This window comes from Flavobacterium zhoui (genome assembly GCF_042787235.1).
GTDB classification, from domain to species: Bacteria; Bacteroidota; Bacteroidia; order Flavobacteriales; family Flavobacteriaceae; genus Flavobacterium; species Flavobacterium zhoui.
On sequence record NZ_JBHZPY010000012.1, the window covers coordinates 74981 to 101298 of the forward strand.

The window sequence follows — 26318 nt, forward strand, 5'->3', positions numbered from 1 at the left end:
CCCGAATTGCCAAGTGTAAAATAAAATGATTGATTACTATTACATTTTCCCTTTTTTGAGTAACTAATGGTAGAAAAGGAATTGCTAATTTGCCATGTCCCATTACAAAATCAGAAAATATGGATGACTATTTTGAAAATGAATTTGCCCTGTTCTGGATTAGCGGAAACATACTTTTTTTTGAGTATAAACCGGGTGTGGTCATTAATTTAGTGGCTGCACAGCGCATTGTAACGGATAGAATGCAAATGCAAAAGGAGAAAGCCTATCCAGTTTTGTGCGATGTTAGAGGCATTGCCGATTCTGACAAAGCTGCCAGAGATTATTTGGCGCAACATGGCTCTGTTCTGATTAAGGCGGTCAGTATCTTGGCACACCAAACAGTATCGTTTGTAATGATGTCATTTTACCTGAAAATATGTAAGCCGCAAGTACCAACAAAAGTGTTTAGTGATAAGCCGGCTGCACTAGAATTTTTGAAAGCTTTTGTCTAGAAGTAATAATTTAAATAATTAGAGATGGATCAGGAAATAGACCAACAGCGCATCAATGCGATCTGTAAAATGCTTTTGGAAATGGCAGAAGGAAATTTTGCCTACCGCATACCAAGAACAGGAATTGATGATCAATTAGAAGCATTAGCTGTTCTGGTGAATTGGATGGCCGAAGAAATGAAAGAGTCTGTATTCCATAGCGGCTATAGTAATCCGCATCAGAGTTATCAGTATATAGCAGAAAGTACATTTATGGTAGATAATAAATTCATTATAAAAGACTTTAGTGTAAATGTGCCTGAACTTTTGGGATGTACCTCCAATGAATTATTAGAGTTAGATTTTACTTCGCTTCTTGCAAAAGAATCAGTTCCTTTATTTAAAACACTATGGAATGATGTAGTAGAGAATAAATCCAATAGCACAATTATTTCACTTGGACTAGTTAGTGCTAAAAAATTAAGTATTCCAGCTCCTTGTACTATTTGCAATCTAGTCGGAAGTACAGAAGTGATGATTACTTTTTTTTCTGCCAATAGAATAGACACTACCGAAAAACCAACTGGTGCAAGAGAAATGTTGACAGCTGAAGAATGGAAAATCAAAAATTATTTAGATGCAAAATCAACACAGTCGGTTTATGACTATATATTGGCAAATTTAGATTCCGGACTGCCAACTTTAAGAGAACTCTCCCGCATTTTCGGCACTAATGAATACAAATTGAAGAATGGCTTTAAGCATTTATTTAAGACAACTATCCAGCAATTTTATAATAATGAAAGACTCAATCGGGCACAACTTTTAATACAATACACAAGAATACCATTAAAAACGATTGCTATTATGGCTGGTTTTTCTACCTATCCAAATTTTTCAAGAGCATTTAAAATTAAGTATGGGCATTCTCCAACTGATTTGGAAAGACCAACCATGAGTCGATAAACTTCATTTTTATAGAGGTCATTTCAATAGTAAATAGAACTACTAGAAATAAACTAATCCTGATTTGATAAGCCAATATCTTGATTTGATAATGCTTATGGCGTTTTGTTTTCGGAATTTTATATCGAATTAAATTTAAATTTCGCCGATATGAAACTAACTGCCACCTCTAAAAGTATTTTTATAAACAGTATTTGTCTGCTGTATATTTTATTGTTTGTTTATGCAGCAGTTAGTAAACTTCTGGATTTTGAGAATTTCCGGGTTCAGTTAGGGCAGTCCCCTTTGCTCAATATTTTTGCGAGCTGGCTAGCTTGGCTTGTTCCATTAATAGAACTCGTTATTGCCATTGCTTTGTGCTTTTATTCCATACGCTTCTGGGCATTATACGCAGGTTTTATCTTAATGACAATGTTCACAGCCTACATTTATATTATTCTTAACTATAGCTCATATGTCCCATGTTCTTGTGGCGGTATCCTTGAAAAACTAGGTTGGACAGAACATCTTGTGTTCAATTTAGGATTCCTACTATTGGCCATTTCTGGACTATTTTTGTTAAAAGATAGTTCTACTCGAAATAATGTGTTTAATAAAAACTAAAAGCCATGAAATCAAAAGTATTGCTTATTTCTTTATTGATTACGACAGTAGTAGGTGTATCCATTCTATTGATATTGTATCACATCTCTGAGGCCACTATGAAAAGACAGAATCCCTTTCTGCGCAGTTTTCCTCCGCATCTGGCAGAATATGTCAAACAAGCTGACTTAAGGTTTAACTCTTATTATTTTGCAGGTTATGACAAGGGAATACTTTATCTAGGTAATTACACAGCACCATTACATGGTATAGCGATTGACACCACTTTTAAGGATAAGCAAGAAATTAGGATAACTCCAGAGAAAAGCAATTTTCAATTTCGTTCTGTGCAACTTCGGGTAGCTCCGCCTAATTTTTACTTGATGGATGGAACAGTACCTTGCGTATATAGTGGTAAGATTACTGATTGGAAAGCAAGCTTAAGGCTAAAAGAGAATCCTTATTTTACTTTCGCAGAGCCAATCGATTCAATAACTTTTGCCTTTCGTGCTAACAGTTCAAACTCAGGTGTCAACGTACTAGGCACTTTTAAATTGACAACACCTCCAATCGTGTCCTTGTCTCCTAAACTTTTAGAGAAACAACCGGGAGGAGATGGCATATTTGATACTGATGGAACACTGCTGTATAATAACGGCCTTTCCAATATTGTATATGTTTATAGATATCGAAATCAATTTGTAGTAGCCGATAAAAGGGCTAATATAGTTTATCGCGGAAATACAATTGATACTGTAAGTCGGGCACAAATCAAAGTTGCTCAAATTGATGGTGAAAGGAAAATGGCTGCACCGCCACTTTCAGTTAATACTGCTACGGCTGTCTGTAATTCCCTTTTGTTTGTCAATTCGACACTTAGAGGAAAGTATGATAATTTGAAAGCATGGCAAAATGCCTCCACTGTTGATGTTTACGATTTGAAAAAAAACGTCTATTTATTTAGTTTTTATATTGCAGGAATAGAAGGCAATAAGTTAAAAAGTCTATTGGTTACCCCAACTCATCTCTATGCCTTAATTGATACGCAACTAGTATCCTATGCTATCAAGGGCAATCTGAAAAAGGAAATGATGCAATTCAGTGGCGATTTTAACGCGTCACATTAACGATATACTGGCCAGTATCAGGGTAAGATCGAAAACCTGTAAAAGAGTAGATCATTAATCTTAAATATTTTAATTATGAAAACTTTAATTTTAAAAAAAATGATGCCTATGTCCGTGTTTGCGCTAGGTATCGCTGGAGCTTTTGGGACTATGTCCATGCAAAAAACAGCTGATGCTTTGGCACCAAAAATTGGATGGGCGACAAATGCCCAAGGAGAGCCTTGTTCGCTTCAAGTACAGTGTTCTGACACTGGTAACCAACTTTGTCGTGTGAATTACCCTTCCGGAAATATTGCTTCCGATAAGCCTGGTACTACATGTCTACAACCACTTTTCCGTCCTTAAGATGGCGGTCTAAGTAAAAAACGATGCAGTTCTGAGAGGAACTGCATCACTTTTATAATTTCAATTAATCATTTTAATCCTTTGCTAATCCAATCTGCAGGGGATTCACCTTTTAAAAAATATGCAAACCATTGCTGCATTTTTTTAGAAAGGTCCCTCTGATTTTCTGGTTTGAAAAGCTCATGAGATTCTTTTGGATATAGAAGTAGTATGTGCTTTTTACTTAGTCTGCGCAATGCCAGATACAGTTCAATACTCTGGTGCCAGTCCACCTGTAAATCTTCCTGACCTGTCCAAGAGAGCAATGGAGTTTTTATATTTTCCACATAGGTAATGGGTGAGTTTGTTTTATATCGTTCCCGATCCTCAAATAGTGATTTTTCCATCCTCCACTGATGATCTTCAAAGCGCCACATATCTGGTTTTCCCGTTGTCCAGTTCAGTGTTAAATAGAAAGAGTTTAAATCCGTTGCCGCTGAACCAGCTATGGCCGCAGCAAAAATATTCGACTGAGTAATAATAAAATCAGTTTCATAACCCCCAAAGGAATGGCCAATCAGCCCAATCTTTTTTTCATCTACAACCCCTAGCTCAATAACTTTTTTTACGGCAGCTTCTGTACACTCCACTGCTGAGTGCCCCGTATTACCAATCTCATATTGTATATCGGGGTAAAGCACAAAGTACCCCTTTGATGTAAAATTAGTGACATTAAATCCTATGGAAGGATATTCTTCAGGGTTTGTGTAAGTATGTAAATCACGAAATTGACGCTGATAAATATGAACTATCATGGGATATTTTTTCCCAGGCTCGTATTCCGAAGGAAAACAGAGAAAGCCCCGTAACGTTTTTCCAATAGCATTTTGGTAAGTAAATGGTTTAGTGGCTCCCCAACTAAATTTTTGTTGTTGGGGGTTGCTTTGAACAAGCACTTTCTCCTTTCTTTTGACAGAATGGTACATTATTCTTGGAGAAAGATCAAAACGTTGTTCCCTATAAATAAAAGTCTGATCCCTTTGAAGGAGTTGGTCTATTCTACTAGATTTGTAGGTAATTTTTTGCTCTCCCAAGTGGGGTGTCCATTTGAAATATCCTGAATTACCATCATCACTGGCTGCTTGTAACAATAGCCCTTTTTCAAGTTCTATACTTTTGCCATATCCACCATCAAAGTTTGGTTTTTGATTGCTTTTTTTGGTATCTGCAATACGAAAGCGTATGTTTTTTTCACGCCCTTTTGTCAGCCTTTTGTAACTCCCTGTTTCTGGATTAATCTCCCAGATATCAAATTGATCATAAATTAAAACCGTTTTGTCACTTTGCGTCCATCCTACTAAATCATACGCATCGCCTTGGCCAGGCATGTCGTTTTCTTCATCATCAAAACGAAAACCAATAGCGGCTGTAATGTTTTTGTGTTTATCTTTTAAAATATCATAGACCCACCAATTCCCCCGGTGAAAATAGGTAATGTATTTTCCTCCAGGTGAGGGAAGGGTGTACATTATATAAGTAGACTGTTTTTTTAGCAGTAGCTTTGATTCATTGGTTTGGAGGTTTTTAATATAAAAATCCTTTGGCCCACTATAGGCAAATTGGGGTTCGTATGCTTTCGGGTCATAGGTTACTGCATACTTTTGATTTCCGGCTAACATTACCAGCGGTACTTCATCTGAATTAATTTGCAGAAAACGGTTCGTATCAGGCCACCAAACAGCCACCTTTGTTTTGCGCGAATCTTTTAAATACTGCCGTTGAGGAAAGACATACTTGTCATTAGCATTCCATATTTGTAGCTGATTATCAGAAACTTCTTCTGGATTTTCGAAATCATCTATGGCGAAGAACACTCTTTCCAAATCATCTGAAATGGTTAATTTGTACCTGTCGACTGGTACTATATGCCCCTTTTTTGGAAAATCAGAGGTAAATTCCGGTATTAATTCGTGTGATTTTCCTTTAGAAATATTAAAGAATACAAGGCTGTTGTTTTCTGTATTAGTTGAGGTATCCCGTTTCCGTAAAAACGCCACTGCTTTTCCATGGTCTTCCCATACTAAATTATGAAAGTATCCCTTAGCGTCACCTGTTGGTATTATTGTTTGCTGAATTTTATTTTTAAATTCAACAATACCTGCCGTACTTTCATCACCATTGCTTGCAGCATATACCAATTTGTCGTTCGATGGATTCATCGTAAATTCTGTTGCGCCGGAAATGATAGATATTGTTTTGCCGTCAGGTTCCATAATTTTAAGCTGAGGGTCTATTTTTTTTCCTGCAATTAAAAGGACTAACTCGTTGCCGCTTGCAGTAAAGGCAAAGGATTTGACGTTTGGAATAGTATGGGTATTTCCCGTCTTTAGCTCTACTAATTTTAATCCTTCAGACGTTGGTGCCGCATACCAACCCGAAGCACTAAAAATACCATAATAGGTCTTCGGAAATGTATAAATTTTCTCTCCCTTAACCTCTTTTACAAAAAGGGTATCTATCCCACTTTCATACCCTACTTTGTAACTGATCCAATCTCCCTTGGGAGCGATGTCACTCAGGTTTAAATCGCCCCACAAATGATATTCTTTCTCTGTAAGTTGTTTTTGTAGTTTAGCCTGCCCCATTATAGGGCAGGAAACTAACCACAAAATAACTGACCAAAACGTTGTGAAGTATAGAATAGGACAAGAAGTATTTCTGGTCTGATTCAATCTGATTGTTGTATTTTTCATTTTAGTAGCCTGGATTTTGAGGTAAAAGGTTAGGATTGACACTTAATTCACTTTCTGGAATTGGTAGGAGGCTGTCGTTGGAATTCCAACCGATTTTGATGGTACTCAAAACAGCATCCAATTTTCCGTTACGTTTTAAATCAAAGAAGCGATGTCCGTATTCCGTGAATAATTCAAGTCGTCGCTCCAATAGTATTGCTTCGAGTAGTTGTTGTTTACTTAGCGCTGTGGTCTCCCCAATTCCAGCACGTTGCCTTACCTGATTCAAATCCTCTTTAGCCCCTATTAGATCCTCTTGATGCACACGAGCTTCGGCGCGGATGAGGTATTGTTCGGGAAGCCGAAGTACAATGGCATATTCTGATGCTGTTGCTGCAACAGTAGTTTGTTTGTATTTGCGAGGATAAAACCATGTATGGCTTCCGTTGGTAACTTCACCAATCCAAAATGTTCTGCGAAGATCATTGGGACTAAACGCTTCCATAAAAGAGTCACTTAAAGCAAAAGTTAGCGGAGGCCCAGAAAATAGGGTGAAGGTAGCCGCCTCATCGGTGTTCCTTCCTTCTGCGGCTGGGGGGAGTTGCCAAATAGTTTCTGTGCATTCGTTAAGGAAAACCTTTTCTAAATTGGGTTCCGTCTGGTATAGGTTAGTTTGGTTTAATACTGTTGATGCTGCGTTAGCCGCTTCTGCCCATGAACCGGAATACAAATAGCAACGCGCTAACAGCGCATTTGCTGCCGATTTGTTGGGACGTGCTCTGCCTGATGTAAAATAATTGTCCGGTAAAAGGAGGACTGCCTGCTCTAAATCGGCTTGTATCCGCTTGTAAACTTCGGATATGGATAGCCTGCTGACGGTACTATTGACCCTGTAATCCGTTGTAGTCACATAGGGAATGTTGCCATACAAATTGGCAAGGTAAAAATGCAACAGGCCTCTAACAAATAACGCTTCTCCTTTTAAGTTGTTCGAATCAGAAGAGGAAAGCGTCGTGGATGTTTGTATCCCTTCGTATATTGCGTTTGCAGCGTATATCTGGTTGTAAGCCGTGTTCCAATAATTCCCGACAGCTGTGTTAGAAGGCAATAAATTATTATTGTAAAAGTATAATGTGGAGTAGGAGGTGTCTCCATAAAAATCTAGCTCATCGGCATAGGCACCTAAGTTGCAAGAGAGCCCAAATGATGTACCCGATAGCAAACCCTGATCCCTAATATTTGCATAAACATGACCCATAGCGGCATCAGCTGTAGCCCTTTCCTTAAAAACTGTAGGTCCGGTAAGTTGTGAATTTGGTAGATCAACTTCTACAAAGGAATCACAGGAAGTAAGAGAAAAGAATAGTATAAAAAGAAGTGCTTTCCATTTGGTTATGCCTTTAAATTTCGAATGGTATATTGTTGTCATAGCTATAGCTTTTAAAATGTTAACTGAATTCCAGCGGTAATTACTCGAAGCGGTGGCAAGTATCCCAGACCGCTGAACTCGGGATCTCCATCATCATAAGGAGTAATGACAAGTAGGTTTTGGGACTGTAGTGAAATTCTGCACTGCGTAATTTTTTCATGCAAAGGAAGATCGTACGTGAGTGAAATATTTTTGAGCCTGATAAAGGATGCGTCTACAATGGCAGCATCACTGCTTTCATATTGCGATTGCGTGTTTAAAGCCCCAGCATTAGCCCCAGCAGTATAAATCTGATAGTGTGCGTTATCTCCAGGTTGTTGCCAACTATCCGTAAGGCTTGCCGGCTGATTACTCATAGTCCCTGCATTGCCCATTGTAAAAGCCAGATTTTGCTGTTTTACAAATTGGAATAAGAAATCGAGACTCCATCTTTTATAATTCAACTGATTCTGTAAGCCTCCAAAGAATTTTGGGTTTAGGTCAACGACCGTTTGTTTATCGTCAGGAAAAGTGATTTGTCCATCCCTGTTTACATCTTCAAATTGGTATAAACCGGTTTGAGCATCAATACCTGTATAGTGATAGGCCAGTTTGATGTTTAAGGGTTCCCCAATGCGGTACTGTTCTTTGTAAACAGAACCATCCAGTCCTGGAAACTCCAACAACTTGTTGCGTGAAACCGTCAGATTGAAATTTGTTATCCATTTAAAAGTATCATTTCTGAAATTATGTGTAAGCAGCGTAAATTCATAGCCTTTATTTTGTACTGTCGCATCGAGATTCGCCTGCATGAATGTAAACCCAGTGGTTCCGGGCATAGGAATTCCTACCAATTGGTTGGAGGAACTGTTGCGGTACATAGCGGCAGTTAGAAAAATACGATCCTGGAGAAAACCTACTTCCAGTGCCACTTCCAATTTCCTATTGGTTTCCCAACCAAAGTCAGGATTGTATAATCTTGAAGGATGCAGACCGACCGTACCTTGATATATGCCAGCTGAGGATGTATAGGTATTGAGAAATTGGTAATCACCAATCTGGTCATTGCCGGTGGTTCCATAGCTTGCCCGAAGTTTTCCAAAACTTATTACTGGATTGTCCATGATAAAATTCTCCTTTGAAAATAGCCATGCGGCACCTACTGCCCCGAAATTTGCAAATTGGTGACTTGGTCCAAAACGGCTAGAGCCGTCCCTTCTTCCGGTCAGGTTTAGAAAGTATCTTTTTTTCCAATTGTAATTCAGTCTACCAAAGAAGGCTTGGTATTTATATACAATTTGGTCACTGAGAACCACGCTGCGGCTGGAAGCAGAAGCTAAATCATAAATGAGGCTGTTTGATGTAAATCCGACACCATATTCAGTGAGACGGTCCGCAAGCTGCTGTTGGAATGTGCTTCCAAGTAGCGCATTTAGTTCGCCTTGTCCGAATTCTGTTTTATATGCAATTTGCGGTTCTGCGATCCACGATCTTCGCGCTATATTGCTTACAAAAAGTGCTGAATATTCTGGGCCTAATCCATAAGCAGGGTTATAGACGGTAGAAGGTGCTATGCGCGTTTCCCTACTATGGGTGTCGGAATAGCCGAAACTACTTTTTATTTCCAGAGAAGGCAGAATTTTATATGACAGAACGGTATTGGCCACCAAATCATTTATTCTTGATTTATACACCCCGTATAAATTGCTTAAAGGATTCACCCAAGTGCCATTTTCCCAATTTAGAGTGCCTTCTTTGTCATATAAAGCGGGGGCATTTGGGGATAACCTGCGGGAATCGACTGTAAAGTCAAATGAAGGTTGATCGTTATCCTGTACAGTGTAATTTGTGGATAAGGTCAGGCGGAACTTTTTATTCTCGGAAGTATGATTTATATTCAGGTTCACGCCTCCCTTTTTATACTTAAAATCGCCCGGAAATACGGTAGTTTCTATATGATGATTGCCACCCAGTAAAAATTGAGTGCTTTCTGAACCGCCAGAAAAGGTTCCTTGCAGTTCTGTTATTTGGGCAGTACCACCTGTGAGTACTTTTTGCCAATCGGTGTAGCGGTTTTGATCCCAATTGCCGTTGATATCGTACGCCCAATCCGGATATTGCGTAAAGCCATCATTCTTAAAAGCCTGTGCCCGCATCGAAAGGTATTGCTTGGTATCCATTAGCTTCATAAAGCGGGTAACTTGCCCGACTCCAGTTGATGCATTTACAGTGCATTGCGTTTTGCCTTTCTTCCCCTTTTTAGTGGTAATCAGCACTACACCATTGGCACCTCGAGATCCATAGATAGCGGTAGCATCAGCATCTTTAAGTATTTCTATGCTGTCGATTGCATCAGGGCTAATGCTATTGAGAGGACTCGTAGTTGTTGGGAAAATGGTAGCCGTAAAATTGGAACCAATTGGGTCTGAGGAATACGGAACACCATCAATAATGTATAACGGCGCATTCCCTTCAGCTCGCAAACTATTTTGTCCCCGTATCTGGATATCAAAGCCACCACCAGGCGTTCCAGTGGTTTGGGTAATGTTAACCCCGGCCATCCGTCCTTGCATAGCGGCCAGTACATTAGTAACTGGCTGTTTCTCGATATCCTTGGATGTTATTTTTGCAATACTACCAGTACGTTCACTTTCTTTGACGGAATAGTAGCCCGCATTGATTTTGACTTCCCGCAGTGCGGTCGCGTCTTCCTGCATCCGAATGTTAATGACAAGGCGACCTGCTACAGGAACTGTAACAGTTGCAAAGCCTATGTAAGTAAAAGCAAGAATGTCGTTGGGCGAGGCTGTTAGCGCATATTTCCCGTTGTAATCAGAGACTGCAGTTTTTGGCGTACCTTTTATGAAAATGGTTACACCTGCTAAGGGACTTATACCATCAGTAATGGTGCCGCTTACTTGACTTTGTTGAGGTAGATACTGTATTTGCCTCAGTATGGTTTTTGCTGGAACAGGGGTGTAGGTTAATAAGAACCCAAAAAGAATCAGGTACCAAAAAGCCGAACTACCCTTGTAAAATGAATTTTTTTTCATAATATTGGTATAGTTAATTGAAACGTTAGTTTTGTTAGCGATGGTCCTCTATGCTAGTTTGGTCACGAGTTAGAGGGCCTTTTTTTTTATGCGCTTAATTTTTGTCACCCTGAGCGCAGTCGAAGGGCTTAGTTATTATTCTATCATAGGCATCATTTAATTGGAGTTATCTATTTCTTTTTCGGGTTCTGTATGCAACATTTTAAATTCAACATATATTAGCTTTCCGTAAAACGGGCGCAACCATAAAGCCAAAGGAATATAAGAGCTATAAAGGCTACTATTAACGCAGCTTTTATTTGTCTGTAGTACTTCATATTATTAATTAGTATTGGGTTAGTTAATTGAAACGTTAGTTTTGTTAGCGATGGTCCTCTATTCAACTACCAAGAAGAGTTCGATTGCCTTTTTTTGTTCTACTTAGGAAGATCTATTTCGTTGAAACAATGGCAACTATAAAGCCACAGGCACATCGTTACTATAAAAAGTATAATTATTCCTATTTGTATTTGTTTGTAGTATTTCATAGGCATTTTTTTATTGGTTAAGGGTTATGAGTTGTTGTTGCGGCTAAATAACCTGCACCTTTATTAACAAATTCAAATTAAATTAACTAGGTGTATTGTTCAAAAGACCCTTTCGGTGCAGGCATTAGGTAAGTAGTATTTTGTATTTATTTCATAGGCATGCGGGTATTAGCGGATTAAACTGCTGCGAGACTATGAAAAAGAAGAAGCGGTGCTAAGAATGGAAGTTGAATAATACAAAAGTATTGGCCAAAAAAAATGGCATGGAACTCAGCTTATCATATCAGAGGTACTGGTATACCGGGGAACAATAAGTGAGCCCACGCCATGGGACGTGAGCATCTTACTTATCTTCTCGTTCCTATAAAATTACCAGTTTTCTGATACGAGATTCAAAGCGAATGCTTCAATGTTTTGTTTGAAGAGTCGCAAAAATACAAACCATAAATGATTATATGCAAATATAATATAAATTATTTTATTGTTCGCTATCGCGAACGCTTTTTTCATGATGTTTATTTTAATTTGTTTAATTAGAGAAAATATAATGACGGAAAACAGTAATAAAAATAAGACTTCACAAAGGAATATGCTTGTAAATAAGTATATCTGCAATTATATTTCTAAGCGTTGGATTATCAACAGGGTTGATGAAAATGGTAAAGAAGTTACAAAAAGGAAGTATGCAAAAGATTGCAATTTAGCGACATCAACTATTACTAAATTACAAATTTCAGATGGTTATAATATACCTTTTGCAACTATAACTAGTATTTGTACAAAAGAAAAAATAGCCTTATCAACTTTTTTTTCCGATTTTGAAAAAGAGTACGGGATTTCAATTATTGACAAATACTTAGATAAAAAAACAAAAAAAGATGCCTAAACATCTTTTTTTTGTTTTAAAACGATATGAATACTTATCAATTCAGGATTAATAGTTGTCATAATCGATTAATGATTTCATGCTTAATGAAATATGATCTAATCTTTTTATATTTGAAATATGGAATGGTATGAAATAATAATATTGATAGTGCTTGTTCCTGTGGGTGCATATATTAGCGGGAAAATAAATGAATTTAGGAAAGATTATAATAAAAATGATAGTTGGAGGAGTAGGGGGAAGGGGTAGAAAGATGCTGATGAGGTGTCTTTTTTTATGAGTTTTTTTTTAGTGAAAGCCCGTTACGAATTAAAATTATTATGGAATCCTTTACTGCCTAAATTTTAGCAATATCACTAAAAGCGGGTATTGTAACAATAGTTTAAAAAAGCTTTATTTACCAACTAGGATGTATAGCTTGAGTTGTGTTAAAACTTTAAAAAAGCGTTACTTGTTGATGTTATATACTAGTTGGCAGACATATTCTCAAAAACGACGAAAAATGCACTATAAATTAACCGAAGAAATAATAAATTTAAGTGTTTCCCATTATTGGGAATCTGCAAAATTTGAATGGAATTTTGAATATGCATATCAAAGTGAAAAACCTCAAACTTGTTTGTGCGGACATTTTCCAATTATTAATATTTGCATAATTAAAAACACAAAAAATCAAAACGATGCAGAAGTTGGAAATTGTTGTGTAAATAAATTTCTTGGAATAGATGACGGAAATAAAATTTTTCTATCAATCAATAAAATTAAAAATGATTTTTCAAAAAGTATCAGCGAAGAAGTTGTAGAATATTTAAAAAAGAAAAGAATAATAAATGAGACCGAATATAAGTTTTATTTAGATATTTTTAGAAAACGAAATTTGTCTTATAAACAGCTCGAATTTAAAAAAAAAATAAATCAGAAATTTATAGACTTTACAAGTAGTGAAACAAATTCTCATTTAAATAGAATAAATATGGTTTTAAAATGGGCAGAAGAAAATACTTGGTTTGACATATCTTTCGTTAATTCACTTAAAGAAAATTGTTCGAAAAAAGGAAAATTATCGGAAAAACAATCTGACGCATTAGAAAGCATAATAACTAAACTAAAAATAAAGTAATAAATACGTCTGCCAACACACGTATGTGGCTATTGCGGAATTTAGTGGAGCTATCGTTTTTAAATCGTATTTTCATTTAGCCGAAAATACTCGTCTTCGAAGCCCGCAAAAGCCACAAGCGCGAGAACCCCTGCTTGCGCGAGCGTCTCGCTTGTGCCTACAATCTAAATCAATTAAGAACAAATCTAAAGCTGGCACGAGTGTCTCGCTCGTGTCCACCGCTGCCTCTGTATGAATCCTTTTGTACGGTACATATCATTTGTAGATGATCATCCAAAAACTACAATAACATCATTCTTTTTTGACCTCAATAATCCCCGCTGAGCATACAAGAGGGAAATATATATGAGTTCAGGAGGGATTATAGTAAAAATGGTAGTTGGAGGTGTAGAGGAAAGAAATGAAAAATATGTCGCATTAAATTTACTTACAATTATATTCTTTAATTTAACCCAAAATATCACTAAATGTGGGTATTGTAACAATAGTTATAAAAGACTTTATTTACCAACTAGAATATATCGCTTGAAATATGGTAAAACTTTTAAAAAAAAAGCGTTACTTATTGATGTTATATATAAGTTAGGCGTCATTATAAAAAAACCAGAATGAAATTTGAAATTATATTAAATGAAATTTTTGATGACGTCAAATTAGACGACACTTTAAAACCGACCAATAACAAATCAGTTCTTGGAATAATTAACGATTTTGAAAATGGAGAATGGAGATATGATAAATTTCAAAAATTCATCTGGAACAATATTAAGGAAACTGCTTTAAGTCATAGTGAAAGGAAAGCACTTTTACATGATGGAGAAGGTTCTATTTTAACAGAATCAGCAAAAAAACTACGTTTAATTGAATCAGTTGACGCAATTGGAAGAGGAAGTGAAATTGCCGAAATTGTACTTTATGGAATAATGAAAAATCATTATTCAGCATTGCCAATTGTACCTAAAATTTTCTATAAGCAAAATCAAAAAGATGAAGCCAAAGGTTCTGATAGTGTTCATATTGTTATAGAGTCAGAAGATTCATTTTCACTTTGGTTTGGAGAATCAAAATTTTATAACAGCATAGAAAATGCAAGATTAGACGCAATTGTCGCATCTGTAAAGGACTCTATAAGTTTAGAGAAAATTAAAAAAGAGAATAGTATAATTACCAACTTAAGCGATATCAACGATTTTGAAGAAATTTCTGAAGATTTAAGAATTAAAATAAAAGCAAGTCTTTCGCAAGACGAATCTATTGACAACATAAAGCCAATATTAAATATTCCAATATTACTATTATATGAATGTGAACAGACAAAACTTGGAACAAGTTTGACCGCAGAATATAAACAAGGTATTATTGATTACCATAAAGATAGAGCAACTCAATATTTTAAGAAACAGATTCAGAAATGCACTGACGTGCATTTATATGAAAAGGTCAATTTCCATATAATATTATTTCCAATTGCTGACAAGGCTAAAATCGTAGATAAATTTATTCAAATCGCTAAAGCTTACAGAGATTAGATATGCAAGAACAAATTTTTGACAGATGCCATATAATTAATGGACTTTTAATTGATAACCAAGAAAATGAAGCAAGACAAGAGCTCATTAAACTGTTAGATTATCACAATACTAATCAATTAGCTTACACACCATTAGTTAATCATCTAATAAGAGAAACAGGTCTTTTCCCATATTTAGAAATCGAAACTTCAAATTGGGAAGAAAGATTTATTTATAACGCATTTAAAGTAGATGTTGGCGAAGAGAACCCATTAACACTCCATAGGGAACAATCTTTTTTGCTTAAAAAACTTTTGGAAGGAAAAAACATTGCTGTAAGTGCACCAACGAGTTTTGGTAAAAGCTTTGTAATTGATGCGTATATTAAAATTAAAAAACCAAATAACGTATTAATAATAGTGCCAACCTTAGCGCTAACTGATGAAACTAGAAGAAGGCTATATAAAAAATTTGCTCACGAATATAAAATTATAACAACCTCTGATGTTGAATTATCCGATAAAAACATATTTATTTTTCCGCAAGAAAGAGCAATGAATTACGTCAACATCGTAGAATCGTTCGATATTATGATAGTTGATGAATTTTATAAAGCAAGTAGTAAATTTGATAAAGAAAGGTCCCCAAGTTTAATCAGAGCAATGATTAAACTTGGAGCTAAATCAAATCAAAAATATTATTTAGCACCAAATATCACGTCTTTAGACAACAATCCATTTACAGAGGATATGGAATTTATTAGACTTGATTTTAATACCGTTTTTTTAGAAAAACACGAACTATATAATCAAATCAAAAATAATGATGAAAAAAGCGTAGCATTATTAGAAATTTTATCTAAAAACAAAGGTAAATCGTTAATATATGCTGGTACGTACTCCAACATAGATAGTTTAACCATACTATTTCTTGCTACATATGAACCTGTTAAAAATGAACTTCTTGAAATGTTTGCAGATTGGCTTTCAACGAATTATGATTTTAATTGGAGTTTAACAAAATTAGTTAGTCGTGAAATAGGTGTTCATAATGGTCGCTTACATCGTTCTTTAAGTCAAATTCAAGTAAAATTATTTGAAGAAGGAACTGGAATACGAAATTTAATTTCAACATCTTCAATCATTGAAGGTGTTAACACTTCTGCAGAAAACGTCATAATTTGGAGAAATAGAAAAGGAAGTGCAAAATTGGACGACTTCACTTATAAAAATATTATTGGCAGAGGTGGTAGAATGTTTAAGCACTTTATCGGTAAGATTTACATTTTAGAACAACCACCAGAGGAAGGTCAAACTCAACTAGACATTCCTTTTCCAGATGAAATACTAGGAGACTTAAACGAAACAAAATATGAGGGATTATTAACGAAAGAGCAAGTTGCAAAATTAAAGTTCTACAACGATGAAATGAATGAGATTGTAGGTGTTCAAGTGTATGAAGAATTGAAATCGACATCCGTATTTCAATCAAGCAATTCTGAATTAATAAAAACTATAGCAATTGACCTAACTAAAAACCCTGACGAATGGAATGGTTTATACTACTTGAATGAATTTAAGCCCGAAAACTGGGATAGACTACTTTATAAAGTCATAAGATTACAACCAGGAAACTGGGATTGTAGTTATAAAACCTTTGTTGAATTCATAAAAATAATGGCTTATAATTGGACTAAATCAATTCCCGAACTACTAAAAGAACTTGAAGACTATGATGTTGGAATTGATACATTTTTTCTATTAGAAAGAAATGTAACTTATAAATTTTCAGCACTTTTAAATGATTTAAATACGTTACAAAAAAGAATTTTAGTAAATAAGCAATATGATATTTCAAAATTCATAAAGTGGTGTTCAAACGCATTTCTTCCTAAAGTTGTATTCCAACTAGAAGAATATGGTTTGCCGCGAATGATTTCAAAAAAAATTCATGAATCCAGAATTATTGATTTTTATGATAGTGAATTGACAATACATAAAGTAGTTGAAAAGTTCAACGAAATAGGAAAAGAAACCACTATTGAAAGAACAAATAATTTGGACGAATTTGATAAATATATTTTGAATTATTTCTTTGATGGAATAAAAATAACGAACGCCTAACAGCCGTAGCTGTAGCGCAACTCTTAAAAAGTAAAATTTAAAAAGGAATTATAAAAAACAACCTCGTTTAAGCTCATTTAAGCGAGGCTTATTTTTGTTTTAAGTTGTCGTTTTTAATATTAAGGTGCTTAAAAACAAGTTTTTCAAGTCATGGAAAGCGGTTTTTAGAGAAGTTGGTATATGTGCCTGTGCTTGTATTTCACTTACAATTCCTGCTTTTATCTTTGGTCTTTTGGTGATAAACTTCAAGTATTTCTTCTAATTATAGGTTAATGCTGGCATAAAAACGTGTTTGCTAGCTTGCTTAATTTCTCTAGTATTTACACGCGTCATATTAGTAAAATTAACCAATGTTCTAATTACTGGTTCTACGGTTTTACTTCTCACCCGACTAAGAAAACTATCAAACATGCCTCCGCTGATGTGGGACTCATTTTCACAACCTACAACCTCAAGATAATATTCAACTTAATTGAGCAAAATGAATTAATACAAGACTTAAAAACTATGGCTTTGTTTTTTGAAGCAAAAATAACCCTTTTTAAAGATTTCTTAGGTTACTTTTTAGTATTTCCAATCCCATTTCTTTTTTACAAAAAGAAACTAATTGTAATCTAAATCGGCTATATTTACTTAATAATTAATACAAAACAACTCTGTTTGCAGGTTATTAGACGAACTGACGTTAGCACTCATTTTATACCAACTCTACACTAAAACAAATGATTAATATTTATTGGCCAGTTTTTAAAAATCTTGAGCGTCAATTTGTCGACCTAATGTTTGACATTCACATCGATGATAATCAAATCAATGTTTATTCATTAAAAATTTCAGATTTAATTTTACGTGCCGCAATTGAGATTGAATCAATATCAAAAGATTTGTACTTAATTAACGATGGTACAAAAACTCAACAAATAAAATATGATGAAGATGCTATAAAACATTTGAATCAGCTATGGCTTCTCGAAAAAAAAGTAATAATTATCAGCTCACCAAATTGCTATCTAACTAATCGAGTTATTTATCCATTTGTTAAAAATGAAAAACGAACAGGCACTGAACGTTTAACATATAAATGGAACAATTCTTACCAAAATTTAAAACATGACAGAGGAAACAGTTTAAATTTTGCTAACGTAAAATGCCTTTTCGAAATTATGGCTGCGTTATTCACTTTAAATATCTATTTTAAAAACGAAGTGTTTAATTTTGATGTAAGTAGTCAAGGAATTGACTTTCCAATAAATCTTGGCTCGGAAATATTTTCAATAAATTTGCATGGCTGGTTCGGCTATACTGGAGTTTATGAATATGTGAAAAGAAATGATTTTGATGAATGTATTTATTTAACCAAAATGACTAACAAATCAGTCGATGATCATGTTCGAATTCAAAAGGAGTGGCACATTCGACAAAATGCTTTAATAAATAAACATCCAAAAATTTTAAAGTATATGGAAAAAAACAAAACTGAAAAACTTTCCTTCGCTAAAGCACATGAGGTTCTTGGACAAGATGAATATATGAAAATTTTTAATCAATCTCAATCTAAAGATTTTGCTGAAGTTTGGAAAAAATCACAATATGAAGGAGTTTTAAACAAAAATCAAATTTAAAAAACGGTTGCTAACACTCTTCTCTATCTATTGCAAATTCAATGGTATTATCGTTTTTAATTCCTGTTTTTGTTAAGTCGAAAACTAAATGGTTAATAATTTCCAGCCATCTCAAAGCGGCATAACGTTGGAAAACATTATTAATCGAAACGTAGAAAAATTAATATTAATTTATGAAAAAAATTATTATCGTAATTATTACGACTTTATTACTTGTTTCTTGTAAACTGACAAAAGAAACTTATGACAGTGGTGAATTAAAAAAATCGGGAGAACATCAAGTAATTTAAAAAATGGAAAGTGGAAATTTTATCATAAAAACGGAAAGATATTTCAAAAAGGAAAATATCTTAATTGAGAAGAAATTGGTGTTTGGAAAATTTTTCACGAAAATGCCAAATTGCACCAGATCGGTAAATTTAATAATGGAAAGCAAGACGGAGAATGGAAGTTTTTCTACGAAAACGGAAATAAAGAAGGAATTGGAAAATTAGATAATGGAAAATTAATTGATCAATGGAATTGGTACCATACTAATGGAAAAATTTATACTGAAAGATTATATATTGATGGAAAACTAATGAATATAATTAATTGTTTAGATGGCGATGGAAAGCAATTAGATAAAGGCACTCTAAAAGACGAAAATGGAACACTAAATTTATATGATATAGATGGAAATTTATTAGAAGTTCAAAACTTTAAAGATGGAAAATATATAAAATAACGATCTGCCAACGGTCATTTTGAGCTAGCTGGAGTATAGTGGAATTACCGTTTCGCATCAAATTTTCGTTAAGCCGAAAACTGAAAGGTTATGAATTTCCAGCCATCTCAAAGCAGCAAGTCGTTAGCGGCATGCTCACAAATACCCTGCAAATAAAAAACATTTTATTTTAGTTCTTCTTCTCTAGTGAAAAGTGTATTATGAACTTGTCTCCTTTTCTTTTTTAATGCACTTACACTATCATTTCTAAATTGATCCAATCTATTATGACTTTCAATTATTAAAAGAGCTAATTCATTCTGTTCCTTAATCGCCTTATTCTTTAAATCTTCAAATTGAATTTTTTCTTCTTCATGAGCACTTACCGCTTTCAGATGTGCTTTATAGTGTTCAAATTTTAAATCATCTATAGTTTTCATTATCCAAATTTCCAAATCAGAATTTATCCAAGATGCTGCTTTAATAGCTAAAACATTGTTGAGCATCACTGGAAAATTTGGCTTGTTAAAAATTACATCATCTCTTTTTAAAGTTGAGTTCGCAGGATTTACGTTTTCACTTTCTAAATACGCTTTTACAAATTCTCTCGTAGTTTTTAAATCGCAAAAATCTTGAATTTTTTTATTAAAAATTTTTGCCATGTCACTACCATTCACCTTAACCTGATCATTTTTACCTACAATAAAACGGATTGGCTGTTCTTGAAAATACAATTCTAATGTTTTCATATTTAATAGTTTTTTTACAAAAATATTACATAATTATCAATTTTAAACTTAAAGTTATCCACATTCTAAAAAGCAGAAAGAGCCAGCCGTTTGGCGTAATAGCTCCTAAGTGCTCTGCCGGAAAACTAACGGCTTCCCGAAATCTTTCATCACACAGAATATTTTTCTTAAATTAACTGCCACTATACCACGCGGCGGAACTCTACCGCACGAATCCTTTTGTGTGGTACATGTCATTTATACACAACCATCCTAAACTACAATAACATCATTCTTTTTTAACCTCAATAATCAATTGTAATACTATATATTTAGGTAATAAAGCTAATCTTAGCCGGCAGAGCAGCTTTGCAATTCGTGCGTTATTTATTAAGATAAAATAATGATCATTTTAATCGGCCAGAAACTATGCTGGTTTAGTAAATCAATTAGATGTTCTGTTTTTAGACTCATTTTGATATACAGTCCGGGCACGGATTGCAAGAGTAGGGGGAAGGATAGACGATAAAACATGATGTGAGGTGTCTTTTTTTTATGAGTTTTGTTTTTGTGAAAGCCTGTTACAAATTAAAATTATTATGGAATACCTTTACTTCCTACAATTTTAGCAATATCACTAAAAGTGGGTATTGTAAGTACAATTTAAAAAGCTTTTATTTACAAGGTAAGGTAATAGTATAAATCGATTTAAAAGTATAAAAAGGGATAACTTATTGATTTCAATTACTAGTTTGTGGGAAGTGACCTAAACAGTACAGAAACGAAAAAATATGAAAAAAAAAATATGTTTTGTAATTATGGGATTTGGAAAAAAGACTGACCCATCAACAGGAAAGACTCTAGATTTAGATAAAACCTATAAAAATATAATTCAGCCAGCAGTTTTACTTTCCGAATTTGAATGTGTGAGAGCAGATGAAATTCAAGATAGTGGAATTATTGATAGAAGTATGTATGCACTTTTAATTCAATCTGATTTAGTAATTGCTGATATTTCAACTTTTAATCCAAATGCAATTTATGAATTAGGAATTAGGCATGCTGTAAAACCTTTTTCAACAATAGTAATAAAAGAAAGGGAAGGAAAAGTTCCATTTGATTTAGACCATACGCGAACATTCAAATATACACATCTAGGAGAGGATATTGGAAGTGATGAAGCAGAGCGTTGTGTAAAAGCTTTAAGTTCTTTAATTAATGCGATAACCAAAAATCAACAAGCAGACAGCCCACTTTATGAATATTTTAATTCAATTGAACCTCCAAAATTACCAGATGGTGAATTCAAAAGTATTATAACCGAACTAGCCGACAAAGAAAAACATATTTTTGCAATAGTAGAAAATGCAAAAAGTTTAATGGAGGAAAATGATTTTTCTAAGGCTTATCAATATTGGGACAAAGCAAGTAAACTAATTGAAAGTGAAACGTATTTTGTTCAACAAAAATCACTTTGCAGATATAAATCAAAAGAACCATCTGAACAACTTGCGTTGTCAGATGCTTTAAATATTATAGAAGATTTATTACCGTCAATTGACCCAGAAACTCTTGGAATTATAGGAGCAATTTATAAACGATTGTATTTATTAAATAATGATATAGAATTCTTAAATCGAGCAATTGATAATTACAGAAAAGGTTGGAATATAAATGAAAATTATTATACAGGAGAAAATTATGCTCTTTGCTTAAATCTAAAAGCAAAAGTAATAGAAGAAAGTGACGAAAAAATTTATTGCAATTTTGAAGCGAAAATAGCAAGACAAAAAATAATTCAAAATTTGGAAAAGGAAGTTAATGATGATGAATTTCACCATAGAATTGACACAAAATGGGTTTATGCAACTTTATCACATTGTTATTTATCAATTGATATGCAAGATAAAGCGAAAGAATTTGAAAGTAAGTTTTTAGAGAATTCATTAGATTGGGAAATAGAAACATTTGAAAAAAGTAAAAAACAACTAATAGAAATAACAAATTAAAAGCTATGGCAAAAAATTATAAAATTTTCATTAGTCATTCATGGAGTTATCCAGACGATTTAAAGAACTTACAAAATTTATTAAATCAACGAGGATATTTTAATGTGGAATTTAAAGAAGCTACTCAGGAGCAACCTATTAACTCATTGAGTGCAGCCTATATAAAAGCTGTTTTAAAGAAAAAAATACTAGAATCAGATGTTGTCTTAGCTATTTCAGGAATTTACGCATCTCATTCAGATTGGATTGAATGGGAAATATTAACTTCTCATGGAAATAACATTCCGATTATCGGGGTAGCTCCATGGGGTCAAGAAAGAATTTCGAAAACTGTTACTAAATATTCTGTTGCTGATGTTAAATGGAATACAGAAAGTATTGTTCAGGCTATAAGAACTTATGCAAAATGAAAAACAGATTTGTCACAGCTAAGGTTTCGTTGGGCTTGAAAAGGTAACAATAAAATCTGCGTTGCGGAACAGGGAGGTAGTTTTAAAAATAATATATGTAGTTTAAATCATATATATTTACTAATTAATAAAATAAAGTTCGTTTGAAAGTTTGACTAATTGACTTTAGAATTAATATAAATCATCATTTTAATGCACGATAAAGTTTTTATAAGTTACGCAAAAGAAGATTTTGCATTTGCCGAAAAACTTCATGATTTTTTAGAAGAAAACAGTTTTCGCCCTTGGTTAGATAAAAAAGCGCTCTTGCCAGGGCAAGATTGGAATTTTATAATAAGGAAAGCGTTACGAGAAGCTAACTATATTATCTTACTTTTATCTAGTAATTCAGTGCAAAAAAGAGGATATATTCAACGAGAATTTAAGCTAGCTCTTGAATATTATGAAGAAAAACTTGAAGAAGATATATATCTGATTCCTTTAAAAATAAATGATTGTGAAGTTCCAGATAGATTATCTAAATTTCAATGGGTTGAATACGACAGTAAAAATTGTTTCAATTTAGTTCTTACTTCATTATCAATTCAAAGACAAAAATATGTTGAGTTCGATAACAAACAAATAGCTCAGAAGGAGTTATTTGAGTACGAGGAAAAAGAAGAAGTTTTCGAATATTTCAATAAAATTAGATTCGATATCAACAACAAATATTTTCAGTTTATTGACGAATCGAACCCAAATTTAAATGAACTAAATCAAATAATAAAAGGCAAAAAGATTGAACACACAACATTTGCTAGGAAGCAATTTCATGAGATTACAGGTAAATTAATTAAACCATACAGTTTACAGATCGGTTGGAGTTTTGATGTTACTTTTTTTCCTAATCTAATAACAAAATCTATTGTAAGTTTAAGTGAAGATAGTTATGCTTATAGTGGTGGAGCTCATGGATTATCATATATAAAAGCGTATAACTATATTTTAAATCCGGTATTCGAGATTACACTTGATGATTTATTCGAATACGATGATCACGAAACTATATTAAATTTCCTTTCAAATTATTGCTACGAAGAATTAAGAAAGAGATATAATGAATGGACTGAGCCAACTGAACAAGAACTGGAAGAGCAAACTCCAAATACTTTGTTTTGGGAAGATAGTTTAAGTCCAGAATGGGACAAATTTTCTAATTTTTTCATTTCTAAAAATGATTTAGAAATAATTTTTAATACGTATTCAGTTAGTGGATTTGCATTTGGAATTCAAATTATTCCAATTCCTTATAAGAAAATATTGCCTTTGCTAAAGAAATCAAAAAACTTAAAAGAACTAATAAAAAAATTAAAATAATAATATGGGACACAGATGCTTTATTTCTTTTAAAACTGAAGACATACTTTATAAAGATTATATTCAACAAGATTTAGATGTTGATATGATAGATCATTCTTTGGATAAAGCAATTAATTCGGACAACCTTGATTACATTATGCGAAAGATTCGTGAAGACTATTTATCTACATCAACCGTAACAATCTTTTTAATAGGTTCCGTCAGCAATGAAAATTTGGGAGGTTATGAACAAAGATTCATCAAACGAGAATTACAAGCTTCATTGTATCATGGCATTGGTAATACCCAGAATGGGATATTAGGTATAGTTTTACCGCATATGTATAATAATGTCTTTCTTGGCTCAATTGTATGTCCTAACTGTAAACAAACTCACAGATCTGTTGCAATTAATGATTTAACAACTATAAAAGAATTTAGTTGTAATTATTATGTTCCTAATAATAAATGCTCTTGGACCGATGATGATAGATATTGTATTTTAGTAAAATGGGATGATTTTGTTGCAAAACCAAATACTTATATAGATCAAGCGTTTGATAAACGCTCAATGCCAATCGCAAATAATATAACAGTACGACCATAATGGAAATAGAGATAATAGAAAAAGATTTTCCTGGATTGTATCAATCTGCTGATCAGTCTTCAATAAAAGAGCAGCAAAAATATTTTATAGGAATTGCTACGTATTTAGTTTTATTATTTATTGCCGCTTCATTAACTTATTACGATGATATCGTACATGAACCAGTATTAAAAATTGTTTCAGCAATTTTATTTTTAGCTACATTATCAATAATTATATGGTTAAGAGTAAGTAAACCACATGATATCTGGTATAATGGACGAGCGGTCGCTGAATCAGTTAAAACACGTTCTTGGAGATGGATGATGAAAGCCCATCCTTACGAGTTAGAAGACAATACGGGAGTCATAAAACATTTCATTAATGATTTAAAAACAATACTAACGCAAAATGAAAGCCTAATAGGTAAAATTGGATTACAAGCAAGCGTAGAAGAACCCATTAGCAATACAATGATTCAAATTAGAAATTTAGATAGAAATGAAAGATTTGAATTTTATAGACTTAAGCGGATTACGAATCAAGCACTTTGGTATTCGAAGAAAGCAAAATTTAATAAAAGGCAAGGTGCACTTTGGTTTTGGGTAACAGTTTTATTACATTCTTTAGCAATAATACTATTGTTATGTAATATTCAGCATCCAAACATAAAATTTCCGATTGACGTAATTGCTGTTGGAGCTTCTTCAGTACTTACATGGATTCAAGCTAAAAAACATAATGAATTATCTTCCTCGTATTCTTTAACAGCTCATGAAATAGTCTTAATTAGGGCAGAAATCGTTTCAATTGACAATGAGTCTGACTTTTCGGATTTTATAATTAACTGTGAAAATGCTTTTTCTAGAGAGCATACTCAATGGTTTGCAAGAAAAATTGAATAATAAAAACTTGTCGCCAGCAACTAGGATTCGTTGGCTACGCAGCACGAACATAGGAACTCCCCCCTGCCGCACGAATCCTTTCGTGTGGTACTTAACCCGATTGCTGAGAATGGTCGATAAGAACAGGGCTAATTGTAGTTTGATTTTTAGGTCTTTACCTTTTATCGAAGATTTATGAGCTTAGGAGTGATTGTGATAAAAATAGTAATTGGAAGAGTAGGAGGAAGGAATAAAAGATGCTGAGGGGCGTCTTTTATTGTTTTATGCGGTACAAATTACAAAACCAGACACTTTCCTCAGGCCGTGGCACAGCGACATTAGTCATCTGCTAGAAAGAGACGCGGATTTATAAAGGTAAAAGAATTATCAGTACAATAACACTAAAACTACCATAATATATACCCTGTCAGTACGGAAAAGTTATAGCAATTAAAAAGTTCCCTTTATTATTTGTAAGAAAATTTTAATATATTTGAAAATCGATAAAGCCAAACAAACCTTCGTCAATCTACCTGTATTTGGGTGTATATACGAAGGTTTGTTTCGTCTATATACAAGTTGCCAGGGAGTTTGGCGTAACGGTTAAAAATTGAAAAATATGGAAAATAAGATTTTAGACGAGCTTTTAAAATATCTTTTAGAGACTGATTATGATGAATTTGCTCATATAAGAAATGATGCTAACAAAAAATCTGACTTTTTAAAAAATATTGATAATGCAATACTAAAATCAGCATTATTGAAATTAGTAAAAGATGGTTATGTTAATCAAAATTCAGAAAACACAACAGACCAATTATTTGACACTCCAAGAACAAACTATTTTTATAATATCTCTTTTGAAGGTCGTGTTTTTATAAAGAACGGCGGTTACGAAAATCAAAACCGAGAAAACCAAAAGAAAGAAAATTGGAACAACGAGATGACTGAAAGGCAGAACGCTCTCGAAGAGCAACAGTCTTCAAATCAATTTCAGTTAGTTCTTTTGACTTGGGTAATAGCAATTGGGACTTTAGTAGCCGCTGCTTATTATCTGATAGAGATTCTAAAGTTTTTTTGCGTTTTAAAAACATAGAAAATAATTTCATAATAAAATAATTTATAAATACTTTTCACTTAATAGCGGTGGAAAAGCGAAACCGAAAAATAAAACCGATCTGGCAACAGCTGTCTGTGGCTATT

22 protein-coding genes are annotated in these 26318 nt (G+C 33.6%); 18 read left to right on the forward strand and 4 right to left on the reverse strand.

The genetic code is table 11. The features are described 5' to 3' along the window. The first annotated feature begins 119 nt into the window (after nucleotides 1-119). The 5 genes from ACFX5F_RS13225 to ACFX5F_RS13245 all read left to right on the forward strand — a co-directional run bounded on the left by ACFX5F_RS13225 (nucleotide 120) and on the right by ACFX5F_RS13245 (nucleotide 3493). Nucleotides 120-494, forward strand: coding sequence for a DUF7793 family protein (locus tag ACFX5F_RS13225; RefSeq protein WP_379852475.1), 375 nt, complete (start codon nucleotides 120-122; stop codon nucleotides 492-494). Nucleotides 495-518: 24 nt separating this feature from the next. Further along, nucleotides 519-1439: a helix-turn-helix domain-containing protein gene (locus ACFX5F_RS13230; protein ID WP_379852476.1), complete on the forward strand. Its 921-nt coding sequence runs from the start codon at nucleotides 519-521 to the stop codon at nucleotides 1437-1439. 150 nt (nucleotides 1440-1589) lie between these two features. Continuing rightward, nucleotides 1590-2042 (forward strand): MauE/DoxX family redox-associated membrane protein, encoded by a 453-nt coding sequence (locus ACFX5F_RS13235; RefSeq protein WP_379852477.1) that lies wholly within the window; start codon nucleotides 1590-1592, stop codon nucleotides 2040-2042. Nucleotides 2043-2047: 5 nt separating this feature from the next. Then, nucleotides 2048-3148, forward strand: a complete 1101-nt coding sequence (locus ACFX5F_RS13240; RefSeq protein WP_379852478.1) for a hypothetical protein — start codon at nucleotides 2048-2050, stop codon at nucleotides 3146-3148. A gap of 75 nt (nucleotides 3149-3223) precedes the next feature. Beyond that, entirely contained in the window at nucleotides 3224-3493 is a 270-nt protein-coding gene (locus ACFX5F_RS13245) for a DUF6520 family protein (protein WP_379852479.1), read from the forward strand. A gap of 68 nt (nucleotides 3494-3561) precedes the next feature. Here ACFX5F_RS13245 and ACFX5F_RS13250 read toward each other — a convergent pair whose 3' ends face one another. Genes ACFX5F_RS13250 through ACFX5F_RS13260 form a run of 3 tightly spaced genes read right to left on the reverse strand, consistent with a single transcriptional unit; the run spans nucleotide 3562 to nucleotide 10665 of the window. Beyond that, nucleotides 3562-6225, reverse strand: a complete 2664-nt coding sequence (locus ACFX5F_RS13250; RefSeq protein WP_379852480.1) for an alpha/beta hydrolase family protein — start codon at nucleotides 6223-6225, stop codon at nucleotides 3562-3564. A gap of 1 nt (nucleotide 6226) precedes the next feature. After that, nucleotides 6227-7633 (reverse strand): RagB/SusD family nutrient uptake outer membrane protein, encoded by a 1407-nt coding sequence (locus ACFX5F_RS13255; protein WP_379852481.1) that lies wholly within the window; start codon nucleotides 7631-7633, stop codon nucleotides 6227-6229. Between the two features lie 11 nt (nucleotides 7634-7644). Continuing rightward, nucleotides 7645-10665, reverse strand: a complete 3021-nt coding sequence (locus tag ACFX5F_RS13260; protein ID WP_379852482.1) for a SusC/RagA family TonB-linked outer membrane protein — start codon at nucleotides 10663-10665, stop codon at nucleotides 7645-7647. 1035 nt (nucleotides 10666-11700) lie between these two features. Between ACFX5F_RS13260 and ACFX5F_RS13265 the strand changes: the two genes are divergently transcribed. The 7 genes from ACFX5F_RS13265 (at nucleotide 11701) to ACFX5F_RS13295 (ending at nucleotide 19181) form a co-directional block, all read left to right on the forward strand. After that, complete coding sequence (locus ACFX5F_RS13265; RefSeq protein ID WP_379852483.1) at nucleotides 11701-12078, forward strand: hypothetical protein; 378 nt, start codon at nucleotides 11701-11703, stop codon at nucleotides 12076-12078. A 502-nt stretch (nucleotides 12079-12580) separates the two neighbouring features. Continuing rightward, nucleotides 12581-13198, forward strand: coding sequence for a hypothetical protein (locus tag ACFX5F_RS13270; protein ID WP_379852484.1), 618 nt, complete (start codon nucleotides 12581-12583; stop codon nucleotides 13196-13198). A gap of 345 nt (nucleotides 13199-13543) precedes the next feature. After that, complete coding sequence (locus ACFX5F_RS13275; RefSeq protein ID WP_379852485.1) at nucleotides 13544-13810, forward strand: hypothetical protein; 267 nt, start codon at nucleotides 13544-13546, stop codon at nucleotides 13808-13810. Continuing rightward, nucleotides 13807-14727 (forward strand): HamA C-terminal domain-containing protein, encoded by a 921-nt coding sequence (locus tag ACFX5F_RS13280; protein WP_379852486.1) that lies wholly within the window; start codon nucleotides 13807-13809, stop codon nucleotides 14725-14727. The genes ACFX5F_RS13275 and ACFX5F_RS13280 overlap by 4 nt, the downstream gene beginning before the upstream one ends. A 2-nt stretch (nucleotides 14728-14729) precedes the next feature. Further along, nucleotides 14730-16832, forward strand: coding sequence for a DEAD/DEAH box helicase (locus tag ACFX5F_RS13285; RefSeq protein WP_379852487.1), 2103 nt, complete (start codon nucleotides 14730-14732; stop codon nucleotides 16830-16832). A gap of 722 nt (nucleotides 16833-17554) precedes the next feature. Continuing rightward, nucleotides 17555-18454, forward strand: a complete 900-nt coding sequence (locus ACFX5F_RS13290; protein ID WP_379852488.1) for a hypothetical protein — start codon at nucleotides 17555-17557, stop codon at nucleotides 18452-18454. Nucleotides 18455-18854: 400 nt separating this feature from the next. Next, nucleotides 18855-19181 (forward strand): toxin-antitoxin system YwqK family antitoxin, encoded by a 327-nt coding sequence (locus tag ACFX5F_RS13295; RefSeq protein WP_379852489.1) that lies wholly within the window; start codon nucleotides 18855-18857, stop codon nucleotides 19179-19181. A gap of 164 nt (nucleotides 19182-19345) precedes the next feature. On the opposite strand, the gene ACFX5F_RS13300 is transcribed toward ACFX5F_RS13295, so the two are convergent. Then, a complete protein-coding gene (locus tag ACFX5F_RS13300) occupies nucleotides 19346-19909 on the reverse strand; it encodes a KilA-N domain-containing protein (RefSeq protein WP_379852491.1) in 564 nt (187 codons plus the stop codon). A gap of 770 nt (nucleotides 19910-20679) precedes the next feature. Between ACFX5F_RS13300 and ACFX5F_RS13305 the strand changes: the two genes are divergently transcribed. The 6 genes from ACFX5F_RS13305 (at nucleotide 20680) to ACFX5F_RS13330 (ending at nucleotide 26211) form a co-directional block, all read left to right on the forward strand. Then, complete coding sequence (locus tag ACFX5F_RS13305; protein ID WP_379852492.1) at nucleotides 20680-21897, forward strand: TRAFs-binding domain-containing protein; 1218 nt, start codon at nucleotides 20680-20682, stop codon at nucleotides 21895-21897. 5 nt (nucleotides 21898-21902) lie between these two features. After that, nucleotides 21903-22307: a TIR domain-containing protein gene (locus tag ACFX5F_RS13310; RefSeq protein WP_379852493.1), complete on the forward strand. Its 405-nt coding sequence runs from the start codon at nucleotides 21903-21905 to the stop codon at nucleotides 22305-22307. 192 nt (nucleotides 22308-22499) lie between these two features. Next, nucleotides 22500-23663, forward strand: a complete 1164-nt coding sequence (locus ACFX5F_RS13315; RefSeq protein ID WP_379852494.1) for a TIR domain-containing protein — start codon at nucleotides 22500-22502, stop codon at nucleotides 23661-23663. Nucleotides 23664-23667: 4 nt separating this feature from the next. Then, complete coding sequence (locus tag ACFX5F_RS13320) at nucleotides 23668-24252, forward strand: TIR domain-containing protein (RefSeq protein ID WP_379852495.1); 585 nt, start codon at nucleotides 23668-23670, stop codon at nucleotides 24250-24252. Further along, on the forward strand, nucleotides 24252-25136 hold the full coding sequence (locus tag ACFX5F_RS13325; RefSeq protein WP_379852496.1) for a DUF4231 domain-containing protein: 885 nt from the start codon (nucleotides 24252-24254) through the stop codon (nucleotides 25134-25136). Before ACFX5F_RS13320 ends, ACFX5F_RS13325 begins: the two co-directional genes overlap by 1 nt. A 598-nt stretch (nucleotides 25137-25734) precedes the next feature. Further along, nucleotides 25735-26211: a hypothetical protein gene (locus tag ACFX5F_RS13330; protein ID WP_379852497.1), complete on the forward strand. Its 477-nt coding sequence runs from the start codon at nucleotides 25735-25737 to the stop codon at nucleotides 26209-26211. Nucleotides 26212-26318: the final 107 nt, after the last annotated feature.

Bases quoted from the DNA above. Each gene is read 5' to 3' on its own strand.
- ACFX5F_RS13225 (WP_379852475.1), top strand. From the start codon at position 120: ATGGATGACTATTTTGAAAATGAATTTGCCCTGTTCTGGATTAGCGGA.
- ACFX5F_RS13230 (WP_379852476.1), top strand. From the start codon at position 519: ATGGATCAGGAAATAGACCAACAGCGCATCAATGCGATCTGTAAAATG.
- ACFX5F_RS13235 (WP_379852477.1), top strand. From the start codon at position 1,590: ATGAAACTAACTGCCACCTCTAAAAGTATTTTTATAAACAGTATTTGT.
- ACFX5F_RS13240 (WP_379852478.1), top strand. From the start codon at position 2,048: ATGAAATCAAAAGTATTGCTTATTTCTTTATTGATTACGACAGTAGTA.
- ACFX5F_RS13245 (WP_379852479.1), top strand. From the start codon at position 3,224: ATGAAAACTTTAATTTTAAAAAAAATGATGCCTATGTCCGTGTTTGCG.
- ACFX5F_RS13250 (WP_379852480.1), bottom strand. From the start codon at position 6,225: ATGAAAAATACAACAATCAGATTGAATCAGACCAGAAATACTTCTTGT.
- ACFX5F_RS13255 (WP_379852481.1), bottom strand. From the start codon at position 7,633: ATGACAACAATATACCATTCGAAATTTAAAGGCATAACCAAATGGAAA.
- ACFX5F_RS13260 (WP_379852482.1), bottom strand. From the start codon at position 10,665: ATGAAAAAAAATTCATTTTACAAGGGTAGTTCGGCTTTTTGGTACCTG.
- ACFX5F_RS13265 (WP_379852483.1), top strand. From the start codon at position 11,701: ATGATGTTTATTTTAATTTGTTTAATTAGAGAAAATATAATGACGGAA.
- ACFX5F_RS13270 (WP_379852484.1), top strand. From the start codon at position 12,581: ATGCACTATAAATTAACCGAAGAAATAATAAATTTAAGTGTTTCCCAT.
- ACFX5F_RS13275 (WP_379852485.1), top strand. From the start codon at position 13,544: ATGAGTTCAGGAGGGATTATAGTAAAAATGGTAGTTGGAGGTGTAGAG.
- ACFX5F_RS13280 (WP_379852486.1), top strand. From the start codon at position 13,807: ATGAAATTTGAAATTATATTAAATGAAATTTTTGATGACGTCAAATTA.
- ACFX5F_RS13285 (WP_379852487.1), top strand. From the start codon at position 14,730: ATGCAAGAACAAATTTTTGACAGATGCCATATAATTAATGGACTTTTA.
- ACFX5F_RS13290 (WP_379852488.1), top strand. From the start codon at position 17,555: ATGATTAATATTTATTGGCCAGTTTTTAAAAATCTTGAGCGTCAATTT.
- ACFX5F_RS13300 (WP_379852491.1), bottom strand. From the start codon at position 19,909: ATGAAAACATTAGAATTGTATTTTCAAGAACAGCCAATCCGTTTTATT.
- ACFX5F_RS13305 (WP_379852492.1), top strand. From the start codon at position 20,680: ATGAAAAAAAAAATATGTTTTGTAATTATGGGATTTGGAAAAAAGACT.
- ACFX5F_RS13310 (WP_379852493.1), top strand. From the start codon at position 21,903: ATGGCAAAAAATTATAAAATTTTCATTAGTCATTCATGGAGTTATCCA.
- ACFX5F_RS13315 (WP_379852494.1), top strand. From the start codon at position 22,500: ATGCACGATAAAGTTTTTATAAGTTACGCAAAAGAAGATTTTGCATTT.
- ACFX5F_RS13320 (WP_379852495.1), top strand. From the start codon at position 23,668: ATGGGACACAGATGCTTTATTTCTTTTAAAACTGAAGACATACTTTAT.
- ACFX5F_RS13325 (WP_379852496.1), top strand. From the start codon at position 24,252: ATGGAAATAGAGATAATAGAAAAAGATTTTCCTGGATTGTATCAATCT.
- ACFX5F_RS13330 (WP_379852497.1), top strand. From the start codon at position 25,735: ATGGAAAATAAGATTTTAGACGAGCTTTTAAAATATCTTTTAGAGACT.